The sequence below is a fragment of the Psychromonas sp. genome (genome assembly GCF_041586535.1).
In the GTDB taxonomy this organism is placed as follows: domain Bacteria; phylum Pseudomonadota; class Gammaproteobacteria; order Enterobacterales; family Psychromonadaceae; genus Psychromonas.
In genome coordinates this window covers 1-25768 of the sequence record NZ_JBFGZY010000039.1, presented here as the reverse complement: position 1 = coordinate 25768, position 25768 = coordinate 1, and the positions used below count along the sequence as shown (strand labels likewise).

Genomic DNA, 25768 nt, shown 5'->3' with positions numbered 1-25768 from the left:
TAAGCTAAGCGCGAACTTATTAGACACGAAGTTATAAACCTACCTGCCTGAGCGGGACAGTTTGATTTTTTGCGTAATTTGACTTGAAGGTTTTCGGGGCGCGGACTTTAGTCCGCATTGTATTTAATTTGTTACATTTTATGCGGACTAAAGTCCGCGCCCCGAAAACCTTCAAGTCAAATTACGCAAAAAATCAAACTGTCCCGCTCAGGCAGGTAGTTTTATAACTTCGTGTCTAATAAGTTCGCGCTTAGCTTAATTTGTTTAACTTGTGTTTATTTCGGCGGATCTTTACAATGCGCACATTATCGACAAGTACGGAAAGCAGATGAACCGCAAGAAAAAGTTAAACAGCATTCTCGAGAAACGCATGAAACGTTTGAATGCCAAAAAAAATTTTAACGCCAAACCTAAATATATTTCTAAAGCGGAACGCGCCAGATTAGAAGCTTTAGCACAGAGTGATGCAGCGCAAATTGAAGAAACCACTGAAGTTAATCAGTAAAAGTGCATAACTATGCCAACTTTATGCTCAATAAACTGAAAAAACAGTTCACTTTTAATAGCTAGATTGTTAGTCTATACCCACTTAATAAATCGAGAATTAGATAACCATGAAACAAGTAATCCTGAAAGCGCAACACCACCACCATATCACCTAATCTTTCAGGATTTTATTCTTGGGAGAGTTTTTGCGTTCTTCCAGAGGTTACTAACAAAATCAACCCCCGGAAGGTCAACCTCCCGAGGGTTTTTTAGTTTTTAAGACAAGGAAAATAATAATGCCAGAGAAGCGTTTAAGAATTGCAATACAGAAAAAAGGCCGTTTAAGTGATGATACGGTTAAATTATTAAAAGCCTGCGGTGTCAAAGTAAACTTAAATACTCAACGCCTGATTGCCCATAGCGAAAATATGGATATTGATATTCTGCGTGTGCGCGATGACGATATTCCGGGGCTAGTGATGGATGGCGTGGTTGACCTTGGTTTTGTCGGTCAGAATGTACTTGAAGAAGAAAGCATGCTGCGTTCTGTGGCTAAAGAGCCGACAGCGCACAAAGTAGTTAAAGAGTTAGCTTTTGGCGGCTGCCGTTTTTCTATTGCTGTTGACAACGATTTTGATTACCAGGGCGTTCAATCCCTTGCCAACCTGCGTATCGCCACGACTTACATCCATATTCTTAAACGTTTTATGGAAGAAGCTAACGTACCTTACACATCATGTATGTTAACCGGATCTGTTGAAGTCGCCCCTCGTGCAGGTCTTGCTGATGCGATTTGTGATCTTGTTTCAACGGGTGCGACACTGGAAGCGAACGGCCTGAAAGAGGTTGAAGTTATCTACCGTTCAACGGCTGTTTTGATCCAGCGTGCCGAGCCATTAAGTCAACAGAAACAGGCGTTAGTAGATCGCATTTTAACTCGTATTGATGGTGTGCAGTCGGCTAAAGAGTGCAAATACATCATGTTACATGCACCGACAGCCAACTTAGAAGCAATCAAATCACTGTTACCGGGTTCAGAGCAGCCAACCGTGATGCAACTGGCGGGCAACAGTGACCACGTCGCTTTGCATGTGGTCAGTAAAGAAAACTTGTTCTGGGAAACAATGGAACAACTTAAAGCATTAGGTGCAAGTTCTATCCTCGTACTACCAATTGAAAAAATGATGGAGTAACTATGCAGACAGGAATGAAGACAGTTAACTGGTCAGGTTTATCAAATGAGCAGCAAGCGGCATTACTTGCTCGTCCGGCAATGGCGGATTCTTCAGAGCTGACATCGACAGTCTCTAAAATCATTTCTGCTATCCGCAAACAAGGCGACACTGCCCTGTTAGATTACACTAAACGTTTTGATAAATTAGAGGGCGATGACTTTAGCATCAGCGCTGTGCAGATAGAGCAGGCTTCGGCACGCCTGGGTGATGAAATTAAAAGCGCAATTCACACCGCTTATGAGCAGGTGGTTAAATTTCATCAGGCGCAAAAGCAGGGTGTGATCCGGGTTGAAACCATGCCCGGTGTGGTTTGTGAAATGCACACTCAGGCAATTGAATCGGTCGGATTATATATTCCCGGCGGCAGTGCCCCGCTGCCTTCAACGGTTATTATGACCGCAGCGCCTGCTCAAATTGCCGGCTGCAGCCGCCTGGTATTATGCTCGCCACCACCTATTGCCGATGAAATTTTATATGCGGCATCACTGTGCGGTGTAAATGAAATCTATACCGTCGGCGGTGCACAGGCTGTTGCTGCTCTTGCTTACGGCACACAAACCATCGCAGCTGTTGATAAAATCTTCGGCCCGGGTAATTCATTTGTGACCGAGGCAAAACGTCAGGTGAGTAATGATTTCGCCGGTGCAGCCATCGATATGCCGGCCGGCCCGTCAGAAGTACTGGTGATTGCCGATGAACAGGCTGATCCGGCCTTTATCGCGGCGGATCTGTTGTCACAGGCTGAGCATGGTCATGATTCACAATCTATTTTAGTGACGCCAAGTGTACAGGTTGCCGAACAAACAGCCATTGAGATTAAGCAGCAGTTAACCCTGTTAACGCGCCGTGAAATCGCTGAAAAAGCCCTGCAGCACAGTGTTAGTATTATATGTGAAGATATAAAACAGGCCTGTGAAATTTCCAACCGTTACGCGCCTGAGCACTTAATTGTGCAGACCGAGGATCCGCGTGCTTTACAACCTGAACTGAAAAATGCCGGTTCTATTTTCTTAGGCGCCTGGACACCGGAATCCGTGGGTGATTACGCAAGTGGCACCAACCACGTATTACCGACTTACGGTTATACCCGTACCTATTCCAGCTTAGGCCTGGCTGATTTTGTGAAACGTTACACGGTGCAGGAATTAACCCGTGACGGTCTGCTTAATTTAGCGCCGACGGTTACCTGTCTGGCGGACGCAGAGGGTTTAACCGCCCATAAACGCGCGGTGACTATCCGGGTGGATAAGCTGAATAGTAATAAAGAATAGTACATGCTTATGCAGTTGGCTCAGGCAATAACAAGTTTGTAGATAAATTATTGTCTGTTACTTGAAGCACCGGGGGCGCGGGCTTTAGCCTGCATCTTTTTATTTTGTTGAGATAAATTAACGCGCCCCAAAAGCAGTAAAATGTTAGCTTTTAAAAAAGACTAGTTAAAAAATAACTTTTTACACTGAATCTGAGTTATTTAGATAAGCATATAATGGTAAATAAAAACACAAGACATATCACTTTTTCAGTGATTTTGCGGTGCAGGTTGTGCTGCTGTAAATAACACAGCCCGCAACCTGCCCGCAAAAATTATCAATAATTCGCTAGGGAAAAGAACATACATGAGCAGCATTACCCACCTTGCCCGTGAAACAGTGCAAGCATTAACACCTTATCTTTCTGCCCGTCGTATCGGGGGCAGTGGAAACGTCTGGTTAAATGCGAATGAATCTCCGGATTGTAATGAATACCAACTTGATTCAAGCAAACTCAATCGTTATCCGGAATTTCAACCCCCTGCATTAATCAATGCTTATGCCGATTATGCCAATTTAAAAAACAGCCAGATACTGGCATCACGCGGCGCCGATGAAGGTATTGAAATTTTAATCCGTACTTTCTGCGAGCCCGGTTTAGACAATATCTTAATATGTCCTCCAACCTACGGCATGTACGCAATCAGCGCTGAAACATGCGGTGTCGGTATCACCGAAGTTGCTCTTGATAATGCCTTTGATGTTGATTATCAAGCCGTCACCGAAACAGTTCTCAATCCAGATAACCATATCAAAATCGTTTTTTTATGTGCTCCTAATAACCCTACCGGGAATATGCTTAACAAAGCTAAACTTATTGAACTATTAACAGCTACTCAGGGTAAAGCCTTAATCGTTGCCGATGAAGCTTATATCGAGTTTTGTCCGGAGCTGAGTCAGGTTGATTTAATCGATCGGTTTGAGCACTTTGTTATTACCCGTACTCTATCAAAAGCCTTTGCCCTGGCATCTATCCGTTGCGGCTTTACTCTGGCGCAGGACAGCGTGATCACCATGTTATCTAAAGTCATCGCCCCTTACCCCGTTCCTGAGCCGGTCGCTCAAATCGCAACCCAGGCATTATCCCCTCAGGGTCTGCAAATTATGCGCGAGCGGGTAAGCACGCTGAATAACAACCGCGCTTTATTACAGCAGCAACTGCAACAACTGCCGAACGTAAAAGAAGTGTTCCCGGCAACCGGAAATTACTTACTGGTACGCTTTGTCGATTCAGCTGCCGTGTTTAAAGCGTTTGCCCGGGACGGTATTATTATGCGTGATTTTGCCAATAAACCGCGATTAGAAAACTGTATTCGTATTACCATCGGCTCAACAGCTGAAATGGAAACTACCCTTAAGACACTTGCCGCAGGAAATATATAATGAGTAAACAAAAATTTCTGTTCATCGACCGTGACGGTACGTTGATTGATGAACCAATTAGCGACAAACAAGTCGATAGTCTGGAAAAATTAAAATTTGAACCCTATGTTATCCCGAGTCTGCTGACATTACAGGACGCAGGATATGTGTTAGTGATTGTTTCCAACCAGGACGGTCTCGGAACAGAGAGTTACCCGCAGTCGGATTTTGATATTCCACAGAACAAAATGATGGAAATATTTGCATCTCAGGGTGTGAAATTTGAAGCCACGCTACTTTGTCCGCATTTTCCTGCTGATAACTGCAGCTGCCGTAAACCGCATTTGGGCATGGTCAGCGAATACCTTAAATCAGGGCGTATTGATTTTGCTGATTCCTATGTGATTGGCGATCGTATTACTGATGTGCAGTTGGCTGAAAATATGGGTCTGACCGGCATTTTATACAATAAAGAAACCTTAGGCTGGCCGGCAATTGTTAAACAGCTGACCAGTAAAGGACGTATTGCTTCGGTTACCCGTACCACCAAAGAAACCGATATTACGGTGCGTGTTGATTTAGACACCACCGGTGAAAATAATATCGACACCGGAATGGGATTCTTTGACCATATGCTGGATCAAATTGCTACCCATGGTGGTTTCCAGATGGACGTCCGAGTGAAAGGCGATCTGCATATTGATGATCATCATAGTGTTGAAGATACCGCGCTGGCATTGGGTGAGGCATTAAAAACCGCGCTGGGTGATAAACGCGGTATTGGCCGTTTTGGCTTTGTATTACCGATGGATGAAACCAAAGCAAGTTGTACACTGGACCTCTCCGGTCGTCCGTACCTTAAGTTTAAAGCACAATTCCCGCGTGAACTGGTCGGTACTATGTCAACAGAAATGGTAGAGCACTTTTTCTATTCTTTAGCACAGGCCTTAGGCGCCACCCTGCATCTTGAAGTTGAAAACGGCAATGCTCACCATATGGTTGAAGGTTTATTCAAAACATTTGGCCGTACCCTGCGCCAGTCTATTAAAATTGTCGGTACAGACTTACCTTCAAGCAAAGGGGTTTTATGAACATAGTCATTATTGATACAGGCTGCGCTAACCTATCCTCGGTGAAGTTTGCCATTGAACGTCTCGGTTACAGTGTAACCGTCAGTAAAGATCCGCAAATTTTACAACAGGCGGACAAGCTGTTTCTGCCCGGTGTAGGGACAGCGAAAGAAGCCATGGCTAATTTAATTGAGCGTGATTTAGTGGCTCAGATTAAAGCGTTAAAGCAACCCGTGCTGGGGATCTGTTTAGGTATGCAGATGCTTGCCGACGCCTCAGAAGAAGGTTTTGGCGATCAGCCTGTAATTGAAACTCTGGGTATTGTTAAAGGCCATATCGAAAAAATGGATGTTGCGCCATTACGCTCTCCGCATATGGGTTGGAATCAGGTAACCCCTAAGGCCGATCAGCCGTTATTTAAAGACATCCCCGCAGGCAGTTACTTCTATTTCGTACACAGCTATGCCCTGCCGGTAACGGAAAATACCATTGCCAGCTGTGATTATGGCAAACCTTTTACCGCCGCGGTCAATAAAGACAATTTCTACGGGGTGCAATTCCACCCGGAACGCTCGGGTAAAGCCGGTGCGCAACTGATTAAAAATTTCCTGGAGCTTTAATATGATTATCCCAGCACTCGATCTTATCGATGGCAAAGTTGTCCGTTTATATCAGGGCGATTACGCACAAAAAACCGTTTATAGTGATGATCCGCAAAGCCAGTTTACTATTTACAATCAACAGGGTGCCGACTGGTTGCACCTGGTTGATCTGGATGGCGCAAAAGATGTTACTAAACGCCAGTTGAGTGTGATTGCCAACCTGATTGCCAATACCCCTGCCAAAATCCAAATTGGTGGTGGCGTACGCACCGAGCAGGATGTCAAGGACCTGTTAGATGCCGGCGCACAGCGTGTGGTTATCGGATCAACGGCCGTTAAAGAGCCGGCGATGGTTGCCGGTTGGATGGAAAAATATGGTGCTGAACATATCGTTTTAGCACTGGATATCAATATTGATGCCGACGGTAATAAAATTGTTGCCGTTTCAGGTTGGCAGGAAGATAGCGGTCAAACCATCGAATCATTACTGGACATTTATCTGGCAGTTGGCCTTAAACATGTGCTGTGTACCGATATCTCTAAAGACGGCACCTTAACCGGTTCCAACGTGGATCTTTATAAAGAGATGGCAGCGGCCTACCCGCAGGTAGCATGGCAGGCATCAGGCGGTATCGGCTCATTAGATGATATCGCAGCCGTAGCCCGCTCCGGCGCGTCGGGTATGATTGTCGGCCGCGCGCTGCTGGAAGGAAAGTTCACTGTTAAGGAGGCTATCGCATGCTGGCAAAACGCATAATTCCTTGTCTTGATGTTAAAGACGGTCAGGTTGTAAAGGGCGTACAGTTCCGCAATCACGAAATCATCGGCGATATTGTTCCTTTAGCTAAACGCTACGCGGAAGAAGGCGCGGATGAACTGGTTTTCTACGATATTACCGCAAGTTCCGACTCCCGCGTGGTTGATAAAAGCTGGGTAAGCCGTGTTGCTGAAGTGATCGATATTCCTTTCTGCGTTGCCGGCGGCATTAAAACAGAAGAAGATGCGCAGCGCATTTTAGAGTTTGGTGCAGACAAAGTGTCCATTAACAGCCCTGCCCTTGCCGATCCAGGTTTAATTAACCGCCTTTCAGAGAAGTTCGGCGTGCAGTGTATCGTGATCGGTATTGACAGCTACTTTGATGAAAAAACCGGAGAATACCATGTCAAACAGTTTACCGGCAGTGAGCATGCAACGGTAACGACTGAATGGAACACCTTTGACTGGATCAAAGAGGTACAGTCACGCGGTGCAGGTGAGATAGTACTGAATGTCATGAATCAGGACGGCGTGCGTGGCGGTTACGATATCGACCAACTCAGTCAGGCCCGTGCAGTTTGTCATGTCCCCTTAATTGCATCTGGTGGTGCAGGTGAGATGCAGCATTTTGCCGATGTCTTCAATCAGGCTGACGTTGACGGCGCACTGGCGGCAAGCGTATTTCACAAACAGATTATCAATATAGGCGAGTTAAAAGCTTTCCTTAAGAAAGAACAGGTAGAGATTCGAATATGAGCAAACCATTAATGAACGAAGAACAACTTAACGCACTGGATTGGGAAAAAGTTGATAATCTGATGCCTGTTATTGTACAGAACCGCACTTCCGGCAAAGTTTTAATGCTGGGTTATGTTAACCAGGAATCACTGGCTGCCACATTGGAAAGCGGAAAAATGACTTTCTTCAGCCGCACCAAACAACGTTTATGGTGCAAGGGTGAAGAGTCAGGCAACTTTCTCAATGTACTTGAAATCAGCACTGACTGCGATAATGATACACTGCTTGCTATTGTTGAGCCGATCGGTCCTACCTGTCATCTTGGCACGGAAAGCTGTTTTAAAGGGGAATTGCAACCGGCTTTAACCTTTATTGGCGATTTAGAAAAAGTGATTGCCGACCGTAAAGGCGCGGATCCACAAAGCAGTTACACCGCAAGTTTATACGCACGCGGGACTAAACGTATTTCACAAAAAGTCGGTGAAGAAGGTGTTGAGGTAGCGTTAGCAGCCATGGCACAGGATATGGATGAACTGACCTGTGAAAGTGCGGACCTGTTATATCACCTGACCGTTTTATTACAAAATGAAGGTCTGCAGCTTGCAGATATCGCCGCTAAATTACAAGAGCGTCATAGCAAGTAAGCAACGTTTATAACGTTATTAACAAGCCCGTACTTAACTATTAAGTACGGGCTTTTTTGTATGCGCTTTATAGTCCTGTTGGTTTAAATTCTGCAGGAGTAATATTGGGGCCGGGACTTTAGTCCTGTTGGTTAATTTTTCTAAATTCTGCAGGACTGAAGTCCCGGCCCCTAAAAATGCGTTATAAACAACGTAGGGTGTGATTATTGTTCGTATTTGCAGTAAATGGTGCGCAAGCACACCCTACGCTCTTATAGCAAAAGGTAAGGTGCATTCCATCCGCAGCTAACGGTGATCAGGAAGGTTATTTATAATTGGTACGCAAGGGCGCCCTAAGCTCTAAGCTCTGCAGGACTAAAGTCCCGGCCCCCAAAAATGCGTTATAAGCAACGTAAAGTGTTATTATTGTTCGTATTTGCAGTAAATGGTGCGCAGGCACACCCTACGCTCTTATAGCAAAAGGTAAGGTGCATTCCATCACAGCTAAAGGTGAACATGATGCAGCTTAAAAGATCGGGTGTGCTCCGCGCACCATTTTTGATCCACAATATTGCTCGTGTAGCGATATGAAAAAAAATAACTCATCCGAGCAGAGATTACTTCTCAGTCAAGTGATCCTTGCGTTTGTGCTGATCACTGCCCCTTAGTCGGTATCCGCAGTAGATAATAGCTACAACGAGGCAGGCGATGGCATACCAGGGAAACCAGCCGATAGCAGCCTGAAAGGTGAGCCCTTCTATTGCCGGTTGCGATAAATCAGGATGCTCAGTTGTCACCATGCCGCGCTGATAAGTGAGTAATAAAGCAAAGTAAAAACCAATCAAACCATAGGCAAGATTAAAAGCCATACCTTTGAAACTCAGCACTGTCGCACGTTGGTAGGAGGCGGTAATTCGATTGAGATAGTGGCTGGTAAAAAAAGAGACCAGCGTCATGGTTATAAATATTCCCCCCATCGGCAGCAGGCCCCAGATGGGGAAGAAGCCGGTCAGGCCGAAAAGAGTCAGGATTATGATGCCCGACAACCAATACATATTGATTGTCGGGGAATTTTTCAGCGCCATCTGTTCAGCAATTTTAGGGGCAAACAGTCCGATCAACGCAAAAGCAGAACCAATAAGACCAAAGCTTGCCTCCGGAAGTTGTATCAAGCGAAAATACTGGCTGGTCATGGTGACGATCATCCTGAGAATATGGTCGTAACACATAGCAAACAGTATAATCGCAAGGGCAAAGGGTGTCCGGGCGATCCATTTACCGGCATCCAAAGTGATCCTGAGTGCGGCAAGAGCATTAAAGCCTTTATCATTGTGATCATCTTTTTTCTTCTCCTGCATTCGCAGCGCACTGATGCTGGCCAGAACAGCTAAAACAAGGGTCAGATAAATCGGAAATCTCATGGTTATCTGCTGATCTACCGTCTCCGCAAAACCGCACCAGCTGAGCAGTTTGTTAACAAAACCGGGATCATAAATAAGTGCCCCTACTGTCATGTTTATGACAAAGGCAATAGACTGCAAGCGCATCTGCAGGCTGAGTACTTTAGGCCAGTCTTCAGCGCGCCCTTCATCGACCAGTGCATCATAGGCGATCGCCTCATCTGCTCCGCTGGCCATAGCCTCCGCAAGCCCGCTTAAAATACGGTTTAAAAGAAATGCCCAGAAAATAATTTCAACGTTTCCCAGAGGAACAAAGGCCAAAAGGGCAATTTCCGCCATCATAAGCAGGGAGGTAGCGACAAGCAGATGTTTCCTCCCTAAAATATCGGCCAGGGCGCCGGAAGGTACTTCTGCGCAGACAATAGTAATTGCCCATACGCTATTTAAAAGGGCAAACTGCTCGATACTCAGGCCGTAATCGAGAAAGAGAATGGTGAAAACCGGGTAATAAAAACGGGCATTAAAAAAAATACGAAAAGCGATAAACAGGCGAATATTGTTGATTGCAAAAGGTGAAGATGCAGCGGGCATTGTCTTTCCTTGCATAATTAACCTCAACTCTGGATAAGCGACATCCCTCAACACCGCTCTTTCGCCCCTTTCTGCGTTAAGTTTGCTTGTAATAGCCGGCTATTACTTCACAACCTTGCCTTGAAAGGAACGAAAATTCCGGCATTGAGCCCTACCAGAGTCAAAAAAGAGAACTTCATCCATTATAATGCCCACTATCCAGAGTTGAAGTTAATTATCATGGAGATGCAGGTATTGAAGTTAAAAGTTGCGCTTCAAGCTTGAGTAGCAGCGTATAAGAAGTATAAGCCGAAAAATGACAAGCAGGCAGGAAAGCTGATGTATTGCTCATCAGCGATAAAAAAGTCCGCATTTAATGGTTCAAATGCGGACTTTTTTATTTATTACGAGATATAACCTGAAGGTACCTCAATCAGAGGCAGACTCAGCTACTATTACGCAGCACTTTCAGTTAACACAGGGGTTTCATCGTTAAAGTACTTTTTGGTTAAGGCAAATACAACCGGGCTTAATACCGCTAATGCAATTAAGTTAGGTATTGCCATCATTGCATTTAAGGTATCACCAAGCAGCCATACGAAATCAAGTTCCATCACCGCACCAACTGGCAAAGCAAGAATAAAAATCAGGCGGAAAGGAAGCACAGCTTTAGAGCCGAAAAGATATTCAGCACAACGCTCCCCATAAACTGACCAGCCAACAATAGTCGTAAAAGCAAAGACAGCCAAACTGATTGCCACTAAGTATCCGCCCCAACCCGGCAGCGCCAGATTAAATGCAGCAGATGTTAACGCAGCACCCGACTGTCCTTCTGTCCAGGCGCCTGAAATAATAATAACCAAACCAGTAATGGTACAGATAATTAATGTATCAAGGAAAGTACCCAGCATAGCTACCAGACCCTGACGAACCGGATCATTGGTCTGCGCACTGGCGTGAGCGATAGGCGCTGAACCCAAACCCGCTTCATTTGAAAACACACCACGGGCAACACCGAAACGAATCGCCATCCATACCGTTGCACCGGCAAATCCGCCCTGGGCAGAAGCAGGGGTAAAGGCATGTTCAATAATAGTCGCGATTGCCGGAATAATTTCGCTGACATGCATCAACAAAATAATCACACCGGAAATAATATAAGCAAGCGCCATCACAGGAACCAGTGCACCAGCGAATTTTCCTACGCGTTTTAGCCCGCCAAGAATAACCCCGCCGGCGAGTACCATCACAATTAAACCGACAACAAGAGGTGAATAGGAGAAATTAGACTCTAATACTTGTGCGATAGAATTTGACTGAACCGCATTACCGATACCAAAGCAGGCAACGGCACCAAACACGGCAAACAGAGTGCCTAACCAGGCCCATTTCTGCCCCATACCGTTTTTGATATAATACATCGGCCCACCGACATAACTGCCTTTTTGATCCTTCTCACGGTAATGAACCGCTAAGACAGCCTCGGCAAATTTGGTTGCCATACCGAGCAAGGCCGTTAACCACATCCAGAAAAGTGCCCCCGGGCCACCAATAAACACCGCAGTAGCGACACCGGCAATATTCCCCGTTCCTACGGTTGCTGACATCGCTGTCATTAACGCCTGAAAGGGAGTGATCTCGCCTTTGCCGCTTGATTCACGTCCACTCCACATCAGTTTAAAAGCCGCACCGACGTTTAAGATCGGCATAAACTTCAAACCGATAGTTAAAAATATTCCCACACCTAAAATAAGCACCAGCATGGGCAGGCCCCATACTATCCCGTTTATCTGACCAATAAATTCAGTAATAAACTCCATCTCTGTTACCCCGTTATTTAAATTGAAAAATTAATTTTATAGATACAAGCAAATAACAGGCCAATCACAAAAAAATGTTTTATTAAAGGTCGAGTGCTTTTAAATTATCTATAATGCAAACAGCAGACCTAACACCCCGCAGAACAATAATCTGATTTTACAAAAAAAAAAGTATAATACTCGGTTAAAATTCAAATATCATTTTTTATGTCTGAAAAATAATAATGAGTAAAAATGGGCTATTTTAATCAGCAATTCGCTTAACTTGACCATTTAACATTCCAAAAAATAAAAAAATCCCAGACACAGTGCAAAAAAGCAAAAAATGCTTACGTTTGGTGCAAAAACCCTCCTGCTATTGTGTCTAATATGACAACTTTGGCGCAAAGCATACATTTACCACCATCTAAGATGTGCTTGTCCAGCATCTGTAATTACCTTTGCTGTTCGATGTTCCCGGTGGCGTAAATCTACTCTATTAATCTCACAGGAATCCCGCCAAAACAACGCGGAATGACTGTTAATACACGGTGCGCAAGCACACCCTACATTATAAAAATTGTGCATAATGAAATGTTGATCTTAGGGTGCGCCTGCGCACCATCTGTTTTGCACTGTACGACTAATCCTACCGGAAGCCCGCCTTCAGGCGGGCAGCAACAATAGCAGCCGAGCCTGAAGGCTCAGTTCCGAAGAAAGTCTGTCATTATTTTTATTGCTTGAGGTTCACGGCGTTATGCTCTCAGGATAGAAAACGTATGGTGTGCTCGGGGACCATTTGTAATTATATTCTCGATATTTGCGGAAAAACAGCTGGAAGTGTTTTTATCATTCCGATTTGTTGCGTAAACTATTCCGGTATTTTTCTTTTGCCAGTTCCTGCAGATCAGCCACTTTATCACTCTCATCGATAATTTCACGTCCCAGCAGGGTTTCTACAGCATCTTCCAGAGTCACAACACCAGCTGTCTGCCCGTATTTATCTTCTACCACAAAGAGATGTTCATGGCGTTTAATAAAAACATCAAAGAGGTTTAAAACTGGAAATTCACTGGAGATGCGATAAATATCAGTCTGAATTTCTTTCAGCTGAGCTTCACCCTGACCGTTACGTTCATTTTCATAGAGCTGCCCCTTAATTACAATCCCTGTTATATTATCAATGGTCTCACTGTAAACGGGAATCCGGGTAAATATAGCCGTCTGCTCAAAGTGTAACGCCTGAGCGACGGTTGTGGTATCGGGCAGAGCATGCATCATGGTACGAGGGGTTAAAATATCTTTCACTTTGGCATCGCGTAATTTAAAAATGTTTTCCAGTAACACATTTTCCTGTGTTGCTATCGCCCCTTCCTGATAACTCAGCGCGGCAAATGCCAGCACCTCTTCGCGACTGCTGCTTATATCATCCTTCCTTCTGAATACACGGGTTATCCGCGTCGATAACCACACTAAAGGAAAAATGATTTTGACCAGAAAACGGATAATATAAGCAGCAGGAACAGCGAGTTGACGCCAGAAAGTCACACCCAGCGTTTTTGGAATAATTTCGGAAACATATAAAATAGCCAGTGTCAGTAACACTGCAATTAAGGTTTCCCATTGCTCACCATAAACCCGGACCGCTTGCGCGCCGACACCGGCGGCGCCCATAGTGTGAGCAAAGGTATTCAAAATCAGAATGCTGGAAATAGACTGATCAAGTTTTGCCCTGATATTTTCTAACACTACCCCCACATTTTTATTTTTTTCCTTTGCCTGTGCGACAAAAGCAGGTGTGATTGATAATAAAACCGCTTCTAAAATCGAGCATAAAAACGATATGCCAATGGCGATAAAGAGATATACAAAAAGTAAAGTCATAAACTCCCGTCACACAATTAGCGAAATAGCTGTCAGGAAGTGGGGTTATCCGCCTGCCCCGCTTACATTAGCTATCCGTTTTTTGTTTCATTATATCTTTCAGATTATCCAGTAAATCCATCGGCATCGGGAAAATAATGACAGAAGTTCTGTCATTCGCAACTTCGGTTAAGGTCTGCATATACCTTAACTGCACGGCATTAGGTGCTTTACCTAACACTAAGGCAGCCTGCTGTAATTTTTCCGAAGCTTCCAGCTCCCCCGTTGCATGGATAACTTTGGCACGTCTGACACGCTCAGCCTCAGCCTGTTTTGCTAAGGCACGGATCATGCTGTCATCAAGATCCACATGTTTAACTTCAACTGCAGATATTTTTATCCCCCAATTGTCCGTTTGTTTATCTAAAATAACTTGAATATCTTTATTTAAACGATCCCGCTCGGACAATAACTCATCAAGCTCATGCTGCCCTAATACTGAACGCAGCGTTGTCTGCGAGAGCTGACTGGTTGCCTCCAGATAACTTTCAACATTATTAATCGCCATCTGCGGATCAACGACTCTGAAATACACAACCGCATTTACTTTAACCGATACATTATCACGTGTTATTAAGTCTTGAGTTGGTACATCTAAAACAATGGTACGTAAATCAACCCGCACCATCTGCTGAATAACCGGAATTAAAATAACCAGCCCCGGTCCTTTGACTATTTGAAAACGCCCAAGGAAAAAAACTACCCCACGCTCATATTCACGTAACACCTTGAACATACTGAAGAGTAATGCGGCTACTAAGATGGCAATAAAACCACCGGTTAAACTATAAATCATCATGTTCTTTCTCCTTACCAATAGGAACAAGCATAATAACGGTTGTGTTATTACTTGCTGACAGAAACCACTAAATTCAAACCCTTTACTTCTTTGATACGTACCTGCTGCCCTGCACGCGGATTATCCTGGCTCGATGCCTGCCAAACCTCACCGGCAACCTCAACCCAGCCCAGACCAGTATCAAAATCATCTTGTACGGTAGCCAATTGTCCCACCAGAACATGGACCCCCGTAGTAACTTGTTTGCGCCTTACTTTTAATAACAAGGTAATCATCGATAAAATAAAGGCAGCCGTTACCACAGAAACAGCAATAATCAACGGTTTTGCGATTTGAAATTCAGGTAACTCACTGTCTAAGAGGAAAATGGAGCCTAAAATAAATGCGATAACCCCGCCTAAACCCAATACACCAAAACTTGGACTGAAAGCTTCAGCGATCAGTAAAATCAGCCCCAGTAAAATCAGGCCCAGTCCAGCATAATTTACCGGTAGCATCTGCAGTGCATACATCGCCAGTAATAAACAGATCCCCCCCAGAACCCCGGGCAGACCTACCCCGGGATTATAAAACTCCAATAATAATCCATAGATACCGATCAGCATTAAAATGTAAGCGACATTAGGGTTGGTAATAGTCGCTAAAAAGGTATAGCGCCAATCGGGAGTGCGTTCAATCAGATTGCTATCCTGCAGCGCAAGCTCAAATTGCTCACCAGCCAATAAAATAGTTCGGCCATTTGCCAATGTTATTAATTGTTCGAGATCATCGGCAATAAAATCAATCACATTCTCAGCCAATGCGGTTTGAGCATCGAGACTTGCCGCCTCCCGGACTGCTTTCTCTGCCCATTGCTCATTGCGCCCGTGCAGTTTAGCCAGCCCCTTAATATAGGCACTGGCATCATTAATCGCTTTTTTCTCCAGGGTGGTATTGGCTTTGACCTGCTCGGAGTTGTTAGGCTGATCTTGCTTTGCCGGTAAGTTTTCTTCTCCCGAAGGTTTATCTGTGCTGCCGGAAATGCCGATCGCGACAGGAGTTGCAGCGCCGAGGTTGGTTGCATTGGCCATGGCCGCAATATGACTTGCCAATAAGATATAAGTGCCGGCACTAGCCGCCCTTGCGCCGCTGGGGCCAACCCAGGTGGCAACCGGGATATCAGAAGAGGTAATATTTTGGATAATACTGCGCATAGCGGTATCTAATCCGCCCGGGGTATCCATTTTAAGTATTACCAGAGCAACTTCCTGCTGCTGTGCCAGCAGTAGCTCACGCTCAAGGTAATCGGAGGTAGCAGGGCCAATCGCCCCCTGCACGGGAATAACCCAGACTTCTTTGGCGCTTACGCTAAAAGCAAGCAAGGTAGAAATGAACAGCCAAAAGATAGGTAATTTTTTCATTATTACCCCTCCTATAGAAAGCATTATGTATAGAAAACATTATGCTTTAATAGTAGCTCACTTATAGAAGGAGTGCGGCAGACTTTCTATACCATTGTGCCTAGATCTAACGAGCATAAGCGAGTTAGTTTAGTGGGAGTTGTTCATAAAATCTCACATTAAACTGTGCAGTTTTTCTTCGAGTAGAGAGAAAGGGATCCGCTCCTGTTCAAGCCTCAAGCCAGGTTGCCAATAGGCGTTTTTCAAACGTTGATATAACAACTGCTCAGCCTCGGTCAAATGCGCTAACTGATGACAGGTATGGGCTTTATTTTCTGCTTCTTCCCCCCATAGCTTCCTGCAATTTATTAGCGTTTGCTGATCCATTAACATCGACACAACCTTTGGAAAATATCCGCGCAGTTGCGATAAAATGGCAAAGCCATGGGTATCAATATCCCCCCAATAATGAATGTGACACTCACTTAACCATTTGATCTGTTTTAAACACTGCACACCGTAACCCAAACCAAAAATAACGATAGAATTTTTGATTTCCGGAAAAGCTAAGCCGTTGACTTTATTTTCGGTGATAAAAACCCTGTCGAGCAGCAGATCAAGTTTGGCAAACTGAGCAATCGGAATAGACAGATCCGATAGTCCGCCCAATTCGGCCTGTAGTACGGGATCTAATAATCGAAATCGTAACAGAGGCTGCTCATATTTAAGACCAAAGCGTTTTTCAAAGCCGTGCTCGCTGAGTTTTGTGTACTGGGAGGCTATCGCTTCAACCGCTAACAACTGATCCAATAATATCTTCAATATCGCTTTATGCGCTTCAATAAATTTGCTGTCCACACCGGGAATAGCTAATTCGCGAATATAACAATCAGGTCTGGCCGTTGTTTTAAAGAATTGACAAACAGCAATCAACTCTCGCCATACACCAAGATACTTCTGCACTTGCGCAGGATTTTTCCGTAACCACTCCAGCAACTCCGGCAAAGCGGTGATTATTTTCTCTGCAGCATGCTCAAATTGTTGCCAGGCCTGCCACTGTCCTAAATATTTTGCCAAAGAAGCTAGATCACTAAACTCAAGCGCAACCGGCATACGTTGCCGGCCCATCTTGCTATAGGATATCTCCTGTTTTATCAAAGTGACACCTGATACCCGCGCATAGCCCTGCTCTAAATCTAAAACCCATTGCTGCACCTGTGTAAAGTTATGCAGCAACCGTTGATCACTTTGCCGGGGCAGCTTTATCTGGTAGGGAAATATCTGCTCATTATTAAGGTAAGCCTGATGGAATTTAAACTGCTGCCACTGTTTTTGAAGCTTCGCCTTGATCGCCTTGCTTTCTAACATGTGAAACTGAGCCCAAGTGTGCGCAAGCCTTTAATAAAGGCCCTTTTTCTAAGATAGGGCTGCATAAACTGAGTTAGATGTAACTGAAACTCATCTGCGGCCTGATTTAACTGATAGGCTTGCGATAAGTCGAAAAGCTTTTGCGCGGCATTATCATACGCCCGGCTGCCTGCTTTCTCCACGTCATCTTGAGCTGCTTGCCAAAATTTTTCCTTTTCCTGATAAACACCTTTCAGATAATGAGCGCGTAAAACCTGCCTTTTCTTTTGTTGCTGCTGACGGATCTCTTCCTGCTGCTGCTGTGCTTGTTGCAAAATCTGTTGATGGCACTTCTGCAGTACAATCGGATCTATCTCTCCAATAATATGGCTTTTATTACACTGTTGATCTGACTGATAAGCGCGCAACAATTGCTCTTGGCAAATCTGCGCATTGTCATTAAGTAACTGCAGCAAGGTTGACTGTATCTGCTGCTCGGTTAAGCCGCTTAACCACTGTTTTTTTGACTCGTTATCATCAAGCTTTTTACTTTCTTTCTGCGACGGAAGGAGCTGATTCAAGGCCGTTAGCCAAGTTGAATCAAGATGTAAAAACTCAGCAAATGCCTGCTGAGCCTCACTAAAACCGCTTAAAGCCGCGTTTAATTGCGGTAGCTTATCAACCTCCTCGCAATCATAATAAAAAGCGCACAGCCAGATAATATATAAACAACGATAATCACCCCGATATAACTCATCGCGCAGCGCCTGCAGCTTTCCCATCCAGGATTCACACTTTCCTTCTATAAGCAGGTAATCTTCAGTTTCAGACAGCGCAAAATGTAGCAGCCAATTCTCACCTAAATGCTTATATTCAAAAATACCATTGATTTGAAATGCCTGTAGAAGTTGTTCATCTAATAACTGCCGTGGCATTTTAATATACAGCTCGGCACTTCCCCAGTTGGCCATATATAAACCGAGATCAAAAAAATCAGCCATTAAATCACTTGCATCAGCCTGTAAATCACCAAAATGATATTCATTGCTAAAGTGTGCTGCACTGATAGAGGCGCGACTGGAAATCCCCCTTAAACATTGCTGCTGTTTACGGGTTAAGCTGCCGCTTAAATTACGAAATTCATAATACTGATATTCACTCATTTTGATTCTACCTGTTCGACCATTGCCTGATAACGCTGCAGCTTCTTATGCTGTGCCAGACTTTCTCTGTATTGCTCGATGCTCATATTGAGTAACAGGGAACGATTGTTTTGCTGATCCACAAAGTGCACATGTTTCACATAATGCTCGATAACATCGAGTTTTTGCAACGGTGTCACCAGTAGGAGTTGCAGCCCCAATTTTTTAAATAGCTCTAAACCAAAACGCGTACTGTCTTTTGAGCCGCGAGCAAAAGCCTCATCAATCACAACCAGATTAAAATGGCGCTTCCCCTTACCAGCTTCCTTAGCGACTAAGCCATACTGCAGCATAATAGCAGCGGCTAGAATGGAGTATGCTAATTTCTCTTTTTGACCGCCGGATTTACCGCCCGAATCGGAATAACACTCTTTTTCGCTGTTATCCTCGCGGTAACGCTCAATCACATTAAACAGATGCCAGTAGCGGACATCAACCACCTTTTCTGTCCATTTGGGCTGATTGCGCATCTGTTCAATCAGATCTTTGACCTGCTCAAATTTCTGCTCCGAGTATAAATTATCTTCTGTGGTCAACTCGGCACAATGTTTTAAGCGTTGTTTAAATTCCCGGATCTCTAGATCGGAGGAGGCGACACTGTCAATCTCAATATAGGTGCCAACCTGATAATCAAGCGTATGTAATGACTGGTTAATCAGACGGATACGCGCATCAATCTCCTCTTCCTGCTTATCTAAATGGCTGCGAAACAGTACCATTGAGCGTATGGTATCGCGATTAAGCATCTCTTTAAAACGTACTTCATGGCGCGGCAGATCCTCTTCTTGTAAGCGTTTGAGCATCTGCTGATATTCAGGCAGCGCTTGTGGACTTTTATCCAGCTCCGAGACATCATTGGGAAATTGTGCGGCGAACGTCCCCATCGCGGCAATCATCTGCTGCTGTTTTTTACTGCGCTTAGCTTCCAGATGTTGAATCTTCTCATTTAACTTGGTACGCAGCTGAGTGGCGGTATTGCTTAACATAGCGATTCTGAGTGTTGTCTTACTGGCGTATTGCTGGTAATACTGCTCAATAACCGGAAATAAAACAGCCCGTTCCTGCTCAGATGCACTATTAAATTGAGTTTGCTGCACCACTAAAGCATCTTGATCCGCCTTAATTTGCCCCTCTGTTTTACCGCGCTCAGTTAATGCCTGATCACGCTCTTTTTCAATCTCTTGCAACCGTTCTTTTTCCCTCATCAGCTCCGCTTTTAATGATGCCAAAAGATCACTGCTTTGCTCTATCTCCTGCTTCTCTATATTGAGCTGTTCGATTCTTTGACTGTAAACAGGCCAGTTGATCTGTTCAAAGGAGAGATTAAAGTCGGCTAAATTCAGGGCTTGATGACGCTGCTCATTAAGCTTGCCACTCGCTGTTTTTAGCTGCTTAAGTTGACCTTCAAGCTGTGTTATCTGCTGCTGCTGTTGACTATATTGCTCACCTAGAAGTTGGATTTTTTCTTTATTACTCCAGCCAAGCACATAACGACTTTTGTCCTGCAGTTGGTGACGATCATCCTTCTCATGACGAAACTGGCTGGATTTGATCTGACCGTTACGGCTGATTGCTTTAACACTGCGCCGAAAATCATCCATCTGCTCACAACAGCGGTAATTAAAACGCTGCTGTAACTCTTTATGCAGCCACAGATAATGTTCACTATCACCTTTTATCTCTATCTTGGCGGGTAACTGGCTCGCCTCCCCCGTTGCCGGATAGTAGTCCTGCAGCGCATTAACACGATAATAAACTAAGCGTGTGCCAAGATGCGTCTGCTCGACAAAATCACAGACCTGTTGATAAAGATCATCGGGCACCATTAAACTCAGTGCGAAATTATGCAGCACACGCTCTATTGCCCCCTGCCAATGTTTTTGCTCTTCCTTGACTTGTATAAGCTCGCCGACAAAAGGCAAACGCGCCTCCTCGACACCGAGTTGTGCACATAACCGGTCGCGGATATCAAGCTGTTTAAGATTAATATTCGATTTGCGCAGTTTAAGCGCACTCAACTGACTGGCAGTCAACTGCTGCTGCTGTTTAAATTCATAGAGCTGCTGTTTCAACTGATCCTGCTCAAGATCCAGCTGTTCAAGCTCAGACAACAGCCGCTCAGCGAAATCTTTTGCCATGCTGATATTTTTTACAAAACTTTCAATATCAAGCTGCTCACTGAGCTTTACTGCATTTACCAGGCGCTGATAGTTATTAAAAAGGGTTTTACTGTTATCTCTGTCATTTGTCGTTTTAGCAATATCAGCCTCCAACTGCTGCAGCCGACCACCACCGTTATTGAGAATATCGTCATTGAACTGTGCTATTTTATGCTCATGGCTAGATTTCGAATCTTTTAACCTTTGCAAAAGAATCTCCAGCTTTTGTAATTGCAGCTGGCCTTTTTGTAAACGGCTCTGGTACAACACGACAGCTTTACTTGCCATATAAGGCTCAAGCAGCTCGCGACTGTTGCTTATCGTCTCTTTTTCCTGCTCGACTGCTAATGCCTGCTGGCCATAGTTATCAACGGGCGTTAACAGCTCAACTTTTTTGCGCGCATCAACCACAGTATCATGCAGTCGTTTTAAGTCATCATAACTGCGCTCCAGCTCTTGTAACTGCGCTTCTAAATCAGGCTGTTCGAGCATATTTTGGCGCACAAAATCAGTCACCGATCCCACTGATTTCATGGAAATGGTCTGGTTAAACAGGGCAAGTGCTTTACCGTCGATGCCGAGTCCCAATAATTTACTGAACGCCTGTTGATATTGCGCAAAACTATCAAACAGTGAGAGCTGCTCTTTTGTACGCAGCTGCTTTTTAAGCTGATTTATTTTATCGCCAAAATCACTGAAATCCTCAGTGATATCCAACGCCTGCCTGGCAACGACAAATAAACGCTTGACCTTTTTTTCGCCGGGTTTTAACCAGAAGACTTGCGCTAAGGTGACATATTGAGCCACTGAATCAGCATAAAACTGCGCAAGTAATACGCTGTAATGGCCATTTTTACGCAGGCCAAGCGCACGCGCTTTACCAGTTTCATCCTGTTGTGAGGTATAAAAACCATGAAAATAGGACTCCAATGAGCGCTCTTTATCTTCCGCACCGGCAGCTTTATTAAAGGCAAGCTTACGCGGCGGCACTAGTAAGGTGGTCAGGCCATCAACCAGTGTCGATTTACCGCTGCCGATATTGCCCGTCAGCAAGACACTTTCCTGACCGGGCTGCATCTGCCAGACTTTTTGATCAAAGGTTCCCCAGTTCAGTACGGAAAATTTATCAAGTCGAAAGCCATTCAATCTCTGTTGCGGCTCTTCTATGCTTTGATTAAGCAGTTGCGATTCCATCAGACACCTCCTTCCTGAGCAGCGCTATTTTGTATATTTGTCTCAAGTGTCTGATTAAATTCAGCCATCTGCTCCGCTGTCACGAATGCTTTAATGATACGCTGCACCTCAAAATCATCCGCATGGTTAGGCAACGGGCTGATAAAACCAATCTCTGAGACTTTTTTTATCAGGGCATTAAATTCTCGCACCTGCTTTACCTGGTTACTCACCTCTGGAAAATAGGGCTGCAGCCATTGCTGCATCTCTTCACGACTGACTATTAAACGCGGAGAGCTTTCTTCACTATCGTGCTCGGCCAGTCTTTTTCTTAATGCCACTAATAACAACGTCTGCGCAAAAGAGAGGCTGCGCCGCGTGATCAAACGGGGGATTTCAAGCTCAGCTTCTGCTTCACTAAAATCCTGCTGCTTCAAAAATGCATACCCCTCGGCATCATCGAGCAGCAAGGACAAGCCTATCTGCTGAAAATATTCCCGAATCTGAAACTGATCGCGCAGCAGCCATTCCCATAAATCACGATTCTGAGCCCGATAAACAGCTCCTTTTAAAAGCCGCACCTGCACTGCTGATTTTTGTTGCTGTTGTATTACAGTGAGATTTTGCTCTGTAGATAATTGCGCCATTAGGTTTACTCCCGGACAAAGGTGATAATAGGTGCTTTCAGGCGATGAATTAACTGCGCATCGGTTTCACTGGCAACCTGCCAACTGATATCCTGCAGCTGCTCGGAGTCGATATGCGCGGGAACAACTTGTTCGCAGGCAAGTTTAATGTAGGTCAATACCTCATCGAGCCCATATTCGATAGGGTGCGCTTCAATAACTTGTGCCAGAGTCACCTGCCCTTTTTGTTGATTTTGACTCTCTTGCTGCAGACAGTGACCGATATTACGCAACAGTTTAAGCTCATCAATATGACTGACATCAAAAAGATGGCTTAAATCAACCTCTGGCGCATCACTTGCAGATATAAGGGTCGAATCAAGCTGCTCTTCAGCTTGAGGCTTATATAAACGACGGCTGAACAGGGTGGAGATATCCGCCTGGATCCCATCTATTTGAGCAAAGCTGTGATTTTTTTTATCGTTATCCGCTTCTAAGCGGTGCGCACCCGCTTCAAACTCCCGGATCATCTCTAAAATGCGTTTATTATCCTGCGATTGCTCCTGAATATAGCGGCGCAGCTGATCGGTGATCTGTAATTTGGTGTTATTGACCTTCACACCGGCATCAAGCAGATAACTATAGAGGTGCTGTAATAGTTGATCCTCACTAAACTGCTCATCTCCTTGCTGATGATCGAGTAATTTTTTAAGATCACCACGCATATTCTCGCGCATCTCAGGGGTCATCAATAACTCGAAAAAACTATTAAAGGACTTACCTTCATCCGATCCGTCAATCACATCCTGCTCACTAAAGACCTTATCCAATACCAGACCTTTATGCGCCCCACCAAGGGTGATTTTTTTACGAATATCCTTATCCAGGTGACGAAAGTTAGCTTCAACCTGACGAAAATCCCCTAACAGTTGCCGCGACATATCAGCAAGTAGAAATACGCGTTCGCGTACCTCCGTTTCTGAAAAACTACTGTCCAGTCCCTGCTCAACGCTGCTAATCTGCTGTTCAATCTCCACTTTTTTGTCTTGTAATAGTGCTAATTTAACGGCTTGATCTTGTGATGTGCCCTGCACCAGTTCAGTTATTAAATCGAGCAGTAATTTCAACCGCGATTCCGTCCCCACAAAGCGTCGCCCTTGCATCTCCTCTAGCCAACGTAACGCTTTTTCAACATCAGGCTGCAGATCACACTCCGGTTCATCGGTATGCTGCGGCAGATATTTGCGTAAATATCCCCCCTTTACATTCACCCAGTCATCAATATAGGCGCGCGCTGATTTTGGAAATTTTTCCTCACCATAACTTTCTGCAATATCACTAAGATGGTGATCTAATAAAGCGATGAGTTCCTGATAAGGCATAGAGCGGCGGTTATTTTCGATAAATGCCCGATAAAAGAAGCTGGCAATCAATGGAAAAGTCGATGTTCTCAACAAGCGCAATGCATTGCTCTGATCTTTAAATTGCTCTAAATAATCAAAACTTAAATTGTTACTCATTAGCAAACTCCCGGCAGTAGAGTCACATTCTTCACGGCAGATAAGAGTTCACGGTTTGCTAAAGCAAGTGGATATTGGCGAGGGTTTAATGATTGCTCCACAGAGCAGTCGACATGCCACTGCTGCATTAAATAACCCAGTAGCGCTTCCCTGACTGACAAATTCAACACCCCCTCATGCATACCGTAATCTAATTCAATAGCCAGTGGATGGCTGAGTTTTGGATGGGGAATTAACTGTAATGCTAGGAAATTATTCCATTGCAGATCAGAAGCTGCACTTTCCTGGTGATCAATTCCCTGCTCAAGCACAGTGATTTTTGTGAAACGAGTACAAACAAAATCTCGAAATTGGGATGAGTGACGATCAAAAGCACGAACATGCCAACGATGACCATTATTGACAATGGCATGAGGCACTAATTCTCGTTGTGACTTACCGGAAGAAAGCGATACATAACAGCAGTCAATGGCCTGTCGTTGCTGAATCGCACGCATCAGCGAGGCAATTATTTCATTTTTTGGGGGGACCAGTCGGATCGCATCAAAACAGTGACTATTACTGCTAATTTCCGCTGCGAGACCGTTTCCAAAACCCTGACTCAAATGAGCTAGCACGGTTTCAGCATCATACTGAAATATCGCTTTAAAATCAGCGGTGCGATAATATTGCTTGGTTTCGTGCTTGAGTATTAAATTATTGCAGGCTAACTTCTTGTACAAGTTAAAGTCACGCGTACCCGATGCCAGCCCGGTATTAAAATGACGGATTAGATCAGCGCGTGCTACCTGACCAAAATATTGCAGACAAAAATCAATAAAAGCCAGGCGTTCTCGTTGGGCATGAGAAAGGTTATTTAACTGTTCGCAAATTCTACTAGGCATATAAAGGGCTCAATAATTAACTTGAGTAAAGCATAAACTAGCAATCAAAATGATGCAATCTTTTTGATTGCTACATCCAGTAAAATATATTAACAGCAGTACAAGATCGTCATAGCAAGTTACTTGTGGAGCATGGAATGCCCTCCAATGTCATTTAATTAAGACTTTTATCCTTATTTATCATATAATTACAATCTCATTTACGGTGGTTTTTCACATTGAAATAAAAATGCTTGACCAATTAACATCTAAAACCCACAGAAATTGCACGTGAATTAACCAGTCTCATATCTACACCGGAATTAACTGCTCGGCATCGCCTTTCAGAACGTCATTTTACTCGCCGTTGCAAGCTTACCCTCCCCAGACTCATTATGTTCCAATTAAATATGATCCGCGGGGCACTCCAAGATGAATTGGACTCCTTTTTCAGTTGGTGAACGCGCAATAGCATACCGTCATTTGGCGCGTACAGAAGTAGATGATCTTATTCTGTATGATCGCGGTTATCCTGCTGTATGGCTAATGAAAGTGCATTTAGAGAAGGCGTCGATTTCTGTATGCGTGTTCCGGATAGCCACCTTATCGAAGCAAGAAAGTTTGTCGCAAATTAAATTTCAATAAGAGAGCCGAACACTGACTTGAACGGCTCTGTTTGAATAAAAGACTGGCTGCGAGCTGAAGATACTGAATTATTTTTTCATTGAGTTAGCAATTTAATGAAGCTATCTATAATCCAGCCCCTCTCCCGTGTTTTTTGTTTCTAAGGCGATTAACCTATCTGCGTACTGGCTTTATTTGACCG

The 25768-nt window shown here is 44.4% G+C and carries 20 protein-coding genes and 1 other annotated feature; of the genes, 9 read left to right on the top strand and 11 right to left on the bottom strand.

Features of this window, described 5'->3' with window-relative positions:
- The first annotated feature begins 328 nt into the window (after nt 1-328).
- The 9 genes from ABZA00_RS06275 to hisIE all read left to right on the top strand — a co-directional run bounded on the left by ABZA00_RS06275 (nt 329) and on the right by hisIE (nt 8203).
- On the top strand, nt 329-505 hold the full coding sequence (locus ABZA00_RS06275) for a DUF2986 domain-containing protein (protein WP_372881295.1): 177 nt from the start codon (nt 329-331) through the stop codon (nt 503-505).
- 132 nt (nt 506-637) lie between these two features.
- Nucleotides 638-756, top strand: a sequence feature (His leader region).
- Between the two features lie 26 nt (nt 757-782).
- Entirely contained in the window at nt 783-1679 is an 897-nt protein-coding gene (gene hisG / locus ABZA00_RS06270; RefSeq protein WP_372881294.1) for an ATP phosphoribosyltransferase, read from the top strand.
- A 2-nt stretch (nt 1680-1681) separates the two neighbouring features.
- Nucleotides 1682-2992 carry a histidinol dehydrogenase gene (hisD, locus tag ABZA00_RS06265; RefSeq protein WP_372881293.1) on the top strand — a complete coding sequence of 437 codons (1311 nt, stop codon included), beginning with the start codon at nt 1682-1684 and terminating at the stop codon, nt 2990-2992.
- 345 nt (nt 2993-3337) lie between these two features.
- Complete coding sequence (hisC, locus tag ABZA00_RS06260) at nt 3338-4414, top strand: histidinol-phosphate transaminase (RefSeq protein ID WP_372881292.1); 1077 nt, start codon at nt 3338-3340, stop codon at nt 4412-4414.
- Nucleotides 4414-5484: a bifunctional histidinol-phosphatase/imidazoleglycerol-phosphate dehydratase HisB gene (gene hisB / locus ABZA00_RS06255; RefSeq protein ID WP_372881291.1), complete on the top strand. Its 1071-nt coding sequence runs from the start codon at nt 4414-4416 to the stop codon at nt 5482-5484. The genes hisC and hisB overlap by 1 nt, the downstream gene beginning before the upstream one ends.
- Complete coding sequence (gene hisH / locus ABZA00_RS06250; RefSeq protein ID WP_372881290.1) at nt 5481-6083, top strand: imidazole glycerol phosphate synthase subunit HisH; 603 nt, start codon at nt 5481-5483, stop codon at nt 6081-6083. Before hisB ends, hisH begins: the two co-directional genes overlap by 4 nt.
- 1 nt (nt 6084) lies before the next feature.
- Complete coding sequence (gene hisA / locus ABZA00_RS06245; protein WP_372881289.1) at nt 6085-6822, top strand: 1-(5-phosphoribosyl)-5-[(5-phosphoribosylamino)methylideneamino]imidazole-4-carboxamide isomerase; 738 nt, start codon at nt 6085-6087, stop codon at nt 6820-6822.
- Complete coding sequence (gene hisF, locus ABZA00_RS06240; RefSeq protein WP_372881288.1) at nt 6804-7577, top strand: imidazole glycerol phosphate synthase subunit HisF; 774 nt, start codon at nt 6804-6806, stop codon at nt 7575-7577. Before hisA ends, hisF begins: the two co-directional genes overlap by 19 nt.
- The gene (gene hisIE, locus ABZA00_RS06235; RefSeq protein WP_372881287.1) at nt 7574-8203 is read left to right on the top strand and encodes a bifunctional phosphoribosyl-AMP cyclohydrolase/phosphoribosyl-ATP diphosphatase HisIE; all 630 of its coding nucleotides are present in this window, start codon (nt 7574-7576) and stop codon (nt 8201-8203) included. The genes hisF and hisIE overlap by 4 nt, the downstream gene beginning before the upstream one ends.
- A 596-nt stretch (nt 8204-8799) precedes the next feature.
- Here the strand turns inward: hisIE and ABZA00_RS06230 are convergent.
- The 11 genes from ABZA00_RS06230 to ABZA00_RS06180 all read right to left on the bottom strand — a co-directional run bounded on the left by ABZA00_RS06230 (nt 8800) and on the right by ABZA00_RS06180 (nt 24963).
- Nucleotides 8800-10173: an MFS transporter gene (locus ABZA00_RS06230; protein WP_372881286.1), complete on the bottom strand. Its 1374-nt coding sequence runs from the start codon at nt 10171-10173 to the stop codon at nt 8800-8802.
- A 434-nt stretch (nt 10174-10607) separates the two neighbouring features.
- Nucleotides 10608-11972 carry an alanine/glycine:cation symporter family protein gene (locus tag ABZA00_RS06225; protein WP_372881285.1) on the bottom strand — a complete coding sequence of 455 codons (1365 nt, stop codon included), beginning with the start codon at nt 11970-11972 and terminating at the stop codon, nt 10608-10610.
- A gap of 828 nt (nt 11973-12800) precedes the next feature.
- On the bottom strand, nt 12801-13835 hold the full coding sequence (locus ABZA00_RS06220) for a CNNM domain-containing protein (RefSeq protein WP_372881284.1): 1035 nt from the start codon (nt 13833-13835) through the stop codon (nt 12801-12803).
- Between the two features lie 67 nt (nt 13836-13902).
- Nucleotides 13903-14673 carry a slipin family protein gene (locus ABZA00_RS06215; protein ID WP_372881283.1) on the bottom strand — a complete coding sequence of 257 codons (771 nt, stop codon included), beginning with the start codon at nt 14671-14673 and terminating at the stop codon, nt 13903-13905.
- Nucleotides 14674-14720: 47 nt separating this feature from the next.
- On the bottom strand, nt 14721-16073 hold the full coding sequence (locus ABZA00_RS06210) for a nodulation protein NfeD (RefSeq protein WP_372881282.1): 1353 nt from the start codon (nt 16071-16073) through the stop codon (nt 14721-14723).
- Nucleotides 16074-16226: 153 nt separating this feature from the next.
- A complete protein-coding gene (locus tag ABZA00_RS06205; protein ID WP_372881281.1) occupies nt 16227-17420 on the bottom strand; it encodes a Wadjet anti-phage system protein JetD domain-containing protein in 1194 nt (397 codons plus the stop codon).
- Nucleotides 17414-18562, bottom strand: coding sequence for a hypothetical protein (locus ABZA00_RS06200; protein WP_372881280.1), 1149 nt, complete (start codon nt 18560-18562; stop codon nt 17414-17416). The genes ABZA00_RS06205 and ABZA00_RS06200 overlap by 7 nt, the downstream gene beginning before the upstream one ends.
- A complete protein-coding gene (locus ABZA00_RS06195; RefSeq protein ID WP_372881279.1) occupies nt 18559-21954 on the bottom strand; it encodes an ATP-binding protein in 3396 nt (1131 codons plus the stop codon). Before ABZA00_RS06195 ends, ABZA00_RS06200 begins: the two co-directional genes overlap by 4 nt.
- The gene (locus ABZA00_RS06190) at nt 21954-22580 is read right to left on the bottom strand and encodes a DUF4194 domain-containing protein (RefSeq protein ID WP_372881278.1); all 627 of its coding nucleotides are present in this window, start codon (nt 22578-22580) and stop codon (nt 21954-21956) included. The genes ABZA00_RS06195 and ABZA00_RS06190 overlap by 1 nt, the downstream gene beginning before the upstream one ends.
- Nucleotides 22581-22585: 5 nt before the next feature.
- On the bottom strand, nt 22586-24079 hold the full coding sequence (locus ABZA00_RS06185; protein ID WP_372881277.1) for a DUF3375 domain-containing protein: 1494 nt from the start codon (nt 24077-24079) through the stop codon (nt 22586-22588).
- Nucleotides 24079-24963, bottom strand: a complete 885-nt coding sequence (locus tag ABZA00_RS06180) for a WYL domain-containing protein (protein ID WP_372881276.1) — start codon at nt 24961-24963, stop codon at nt 24079-24081. Before ABZA00_RS06180 ends, ABZA00_RS06185 begins: the two co-directional genes overlap by 1 nt.
- Between the last annotated feature and the right edge of the window lie 805 nt (nt 24964-25768).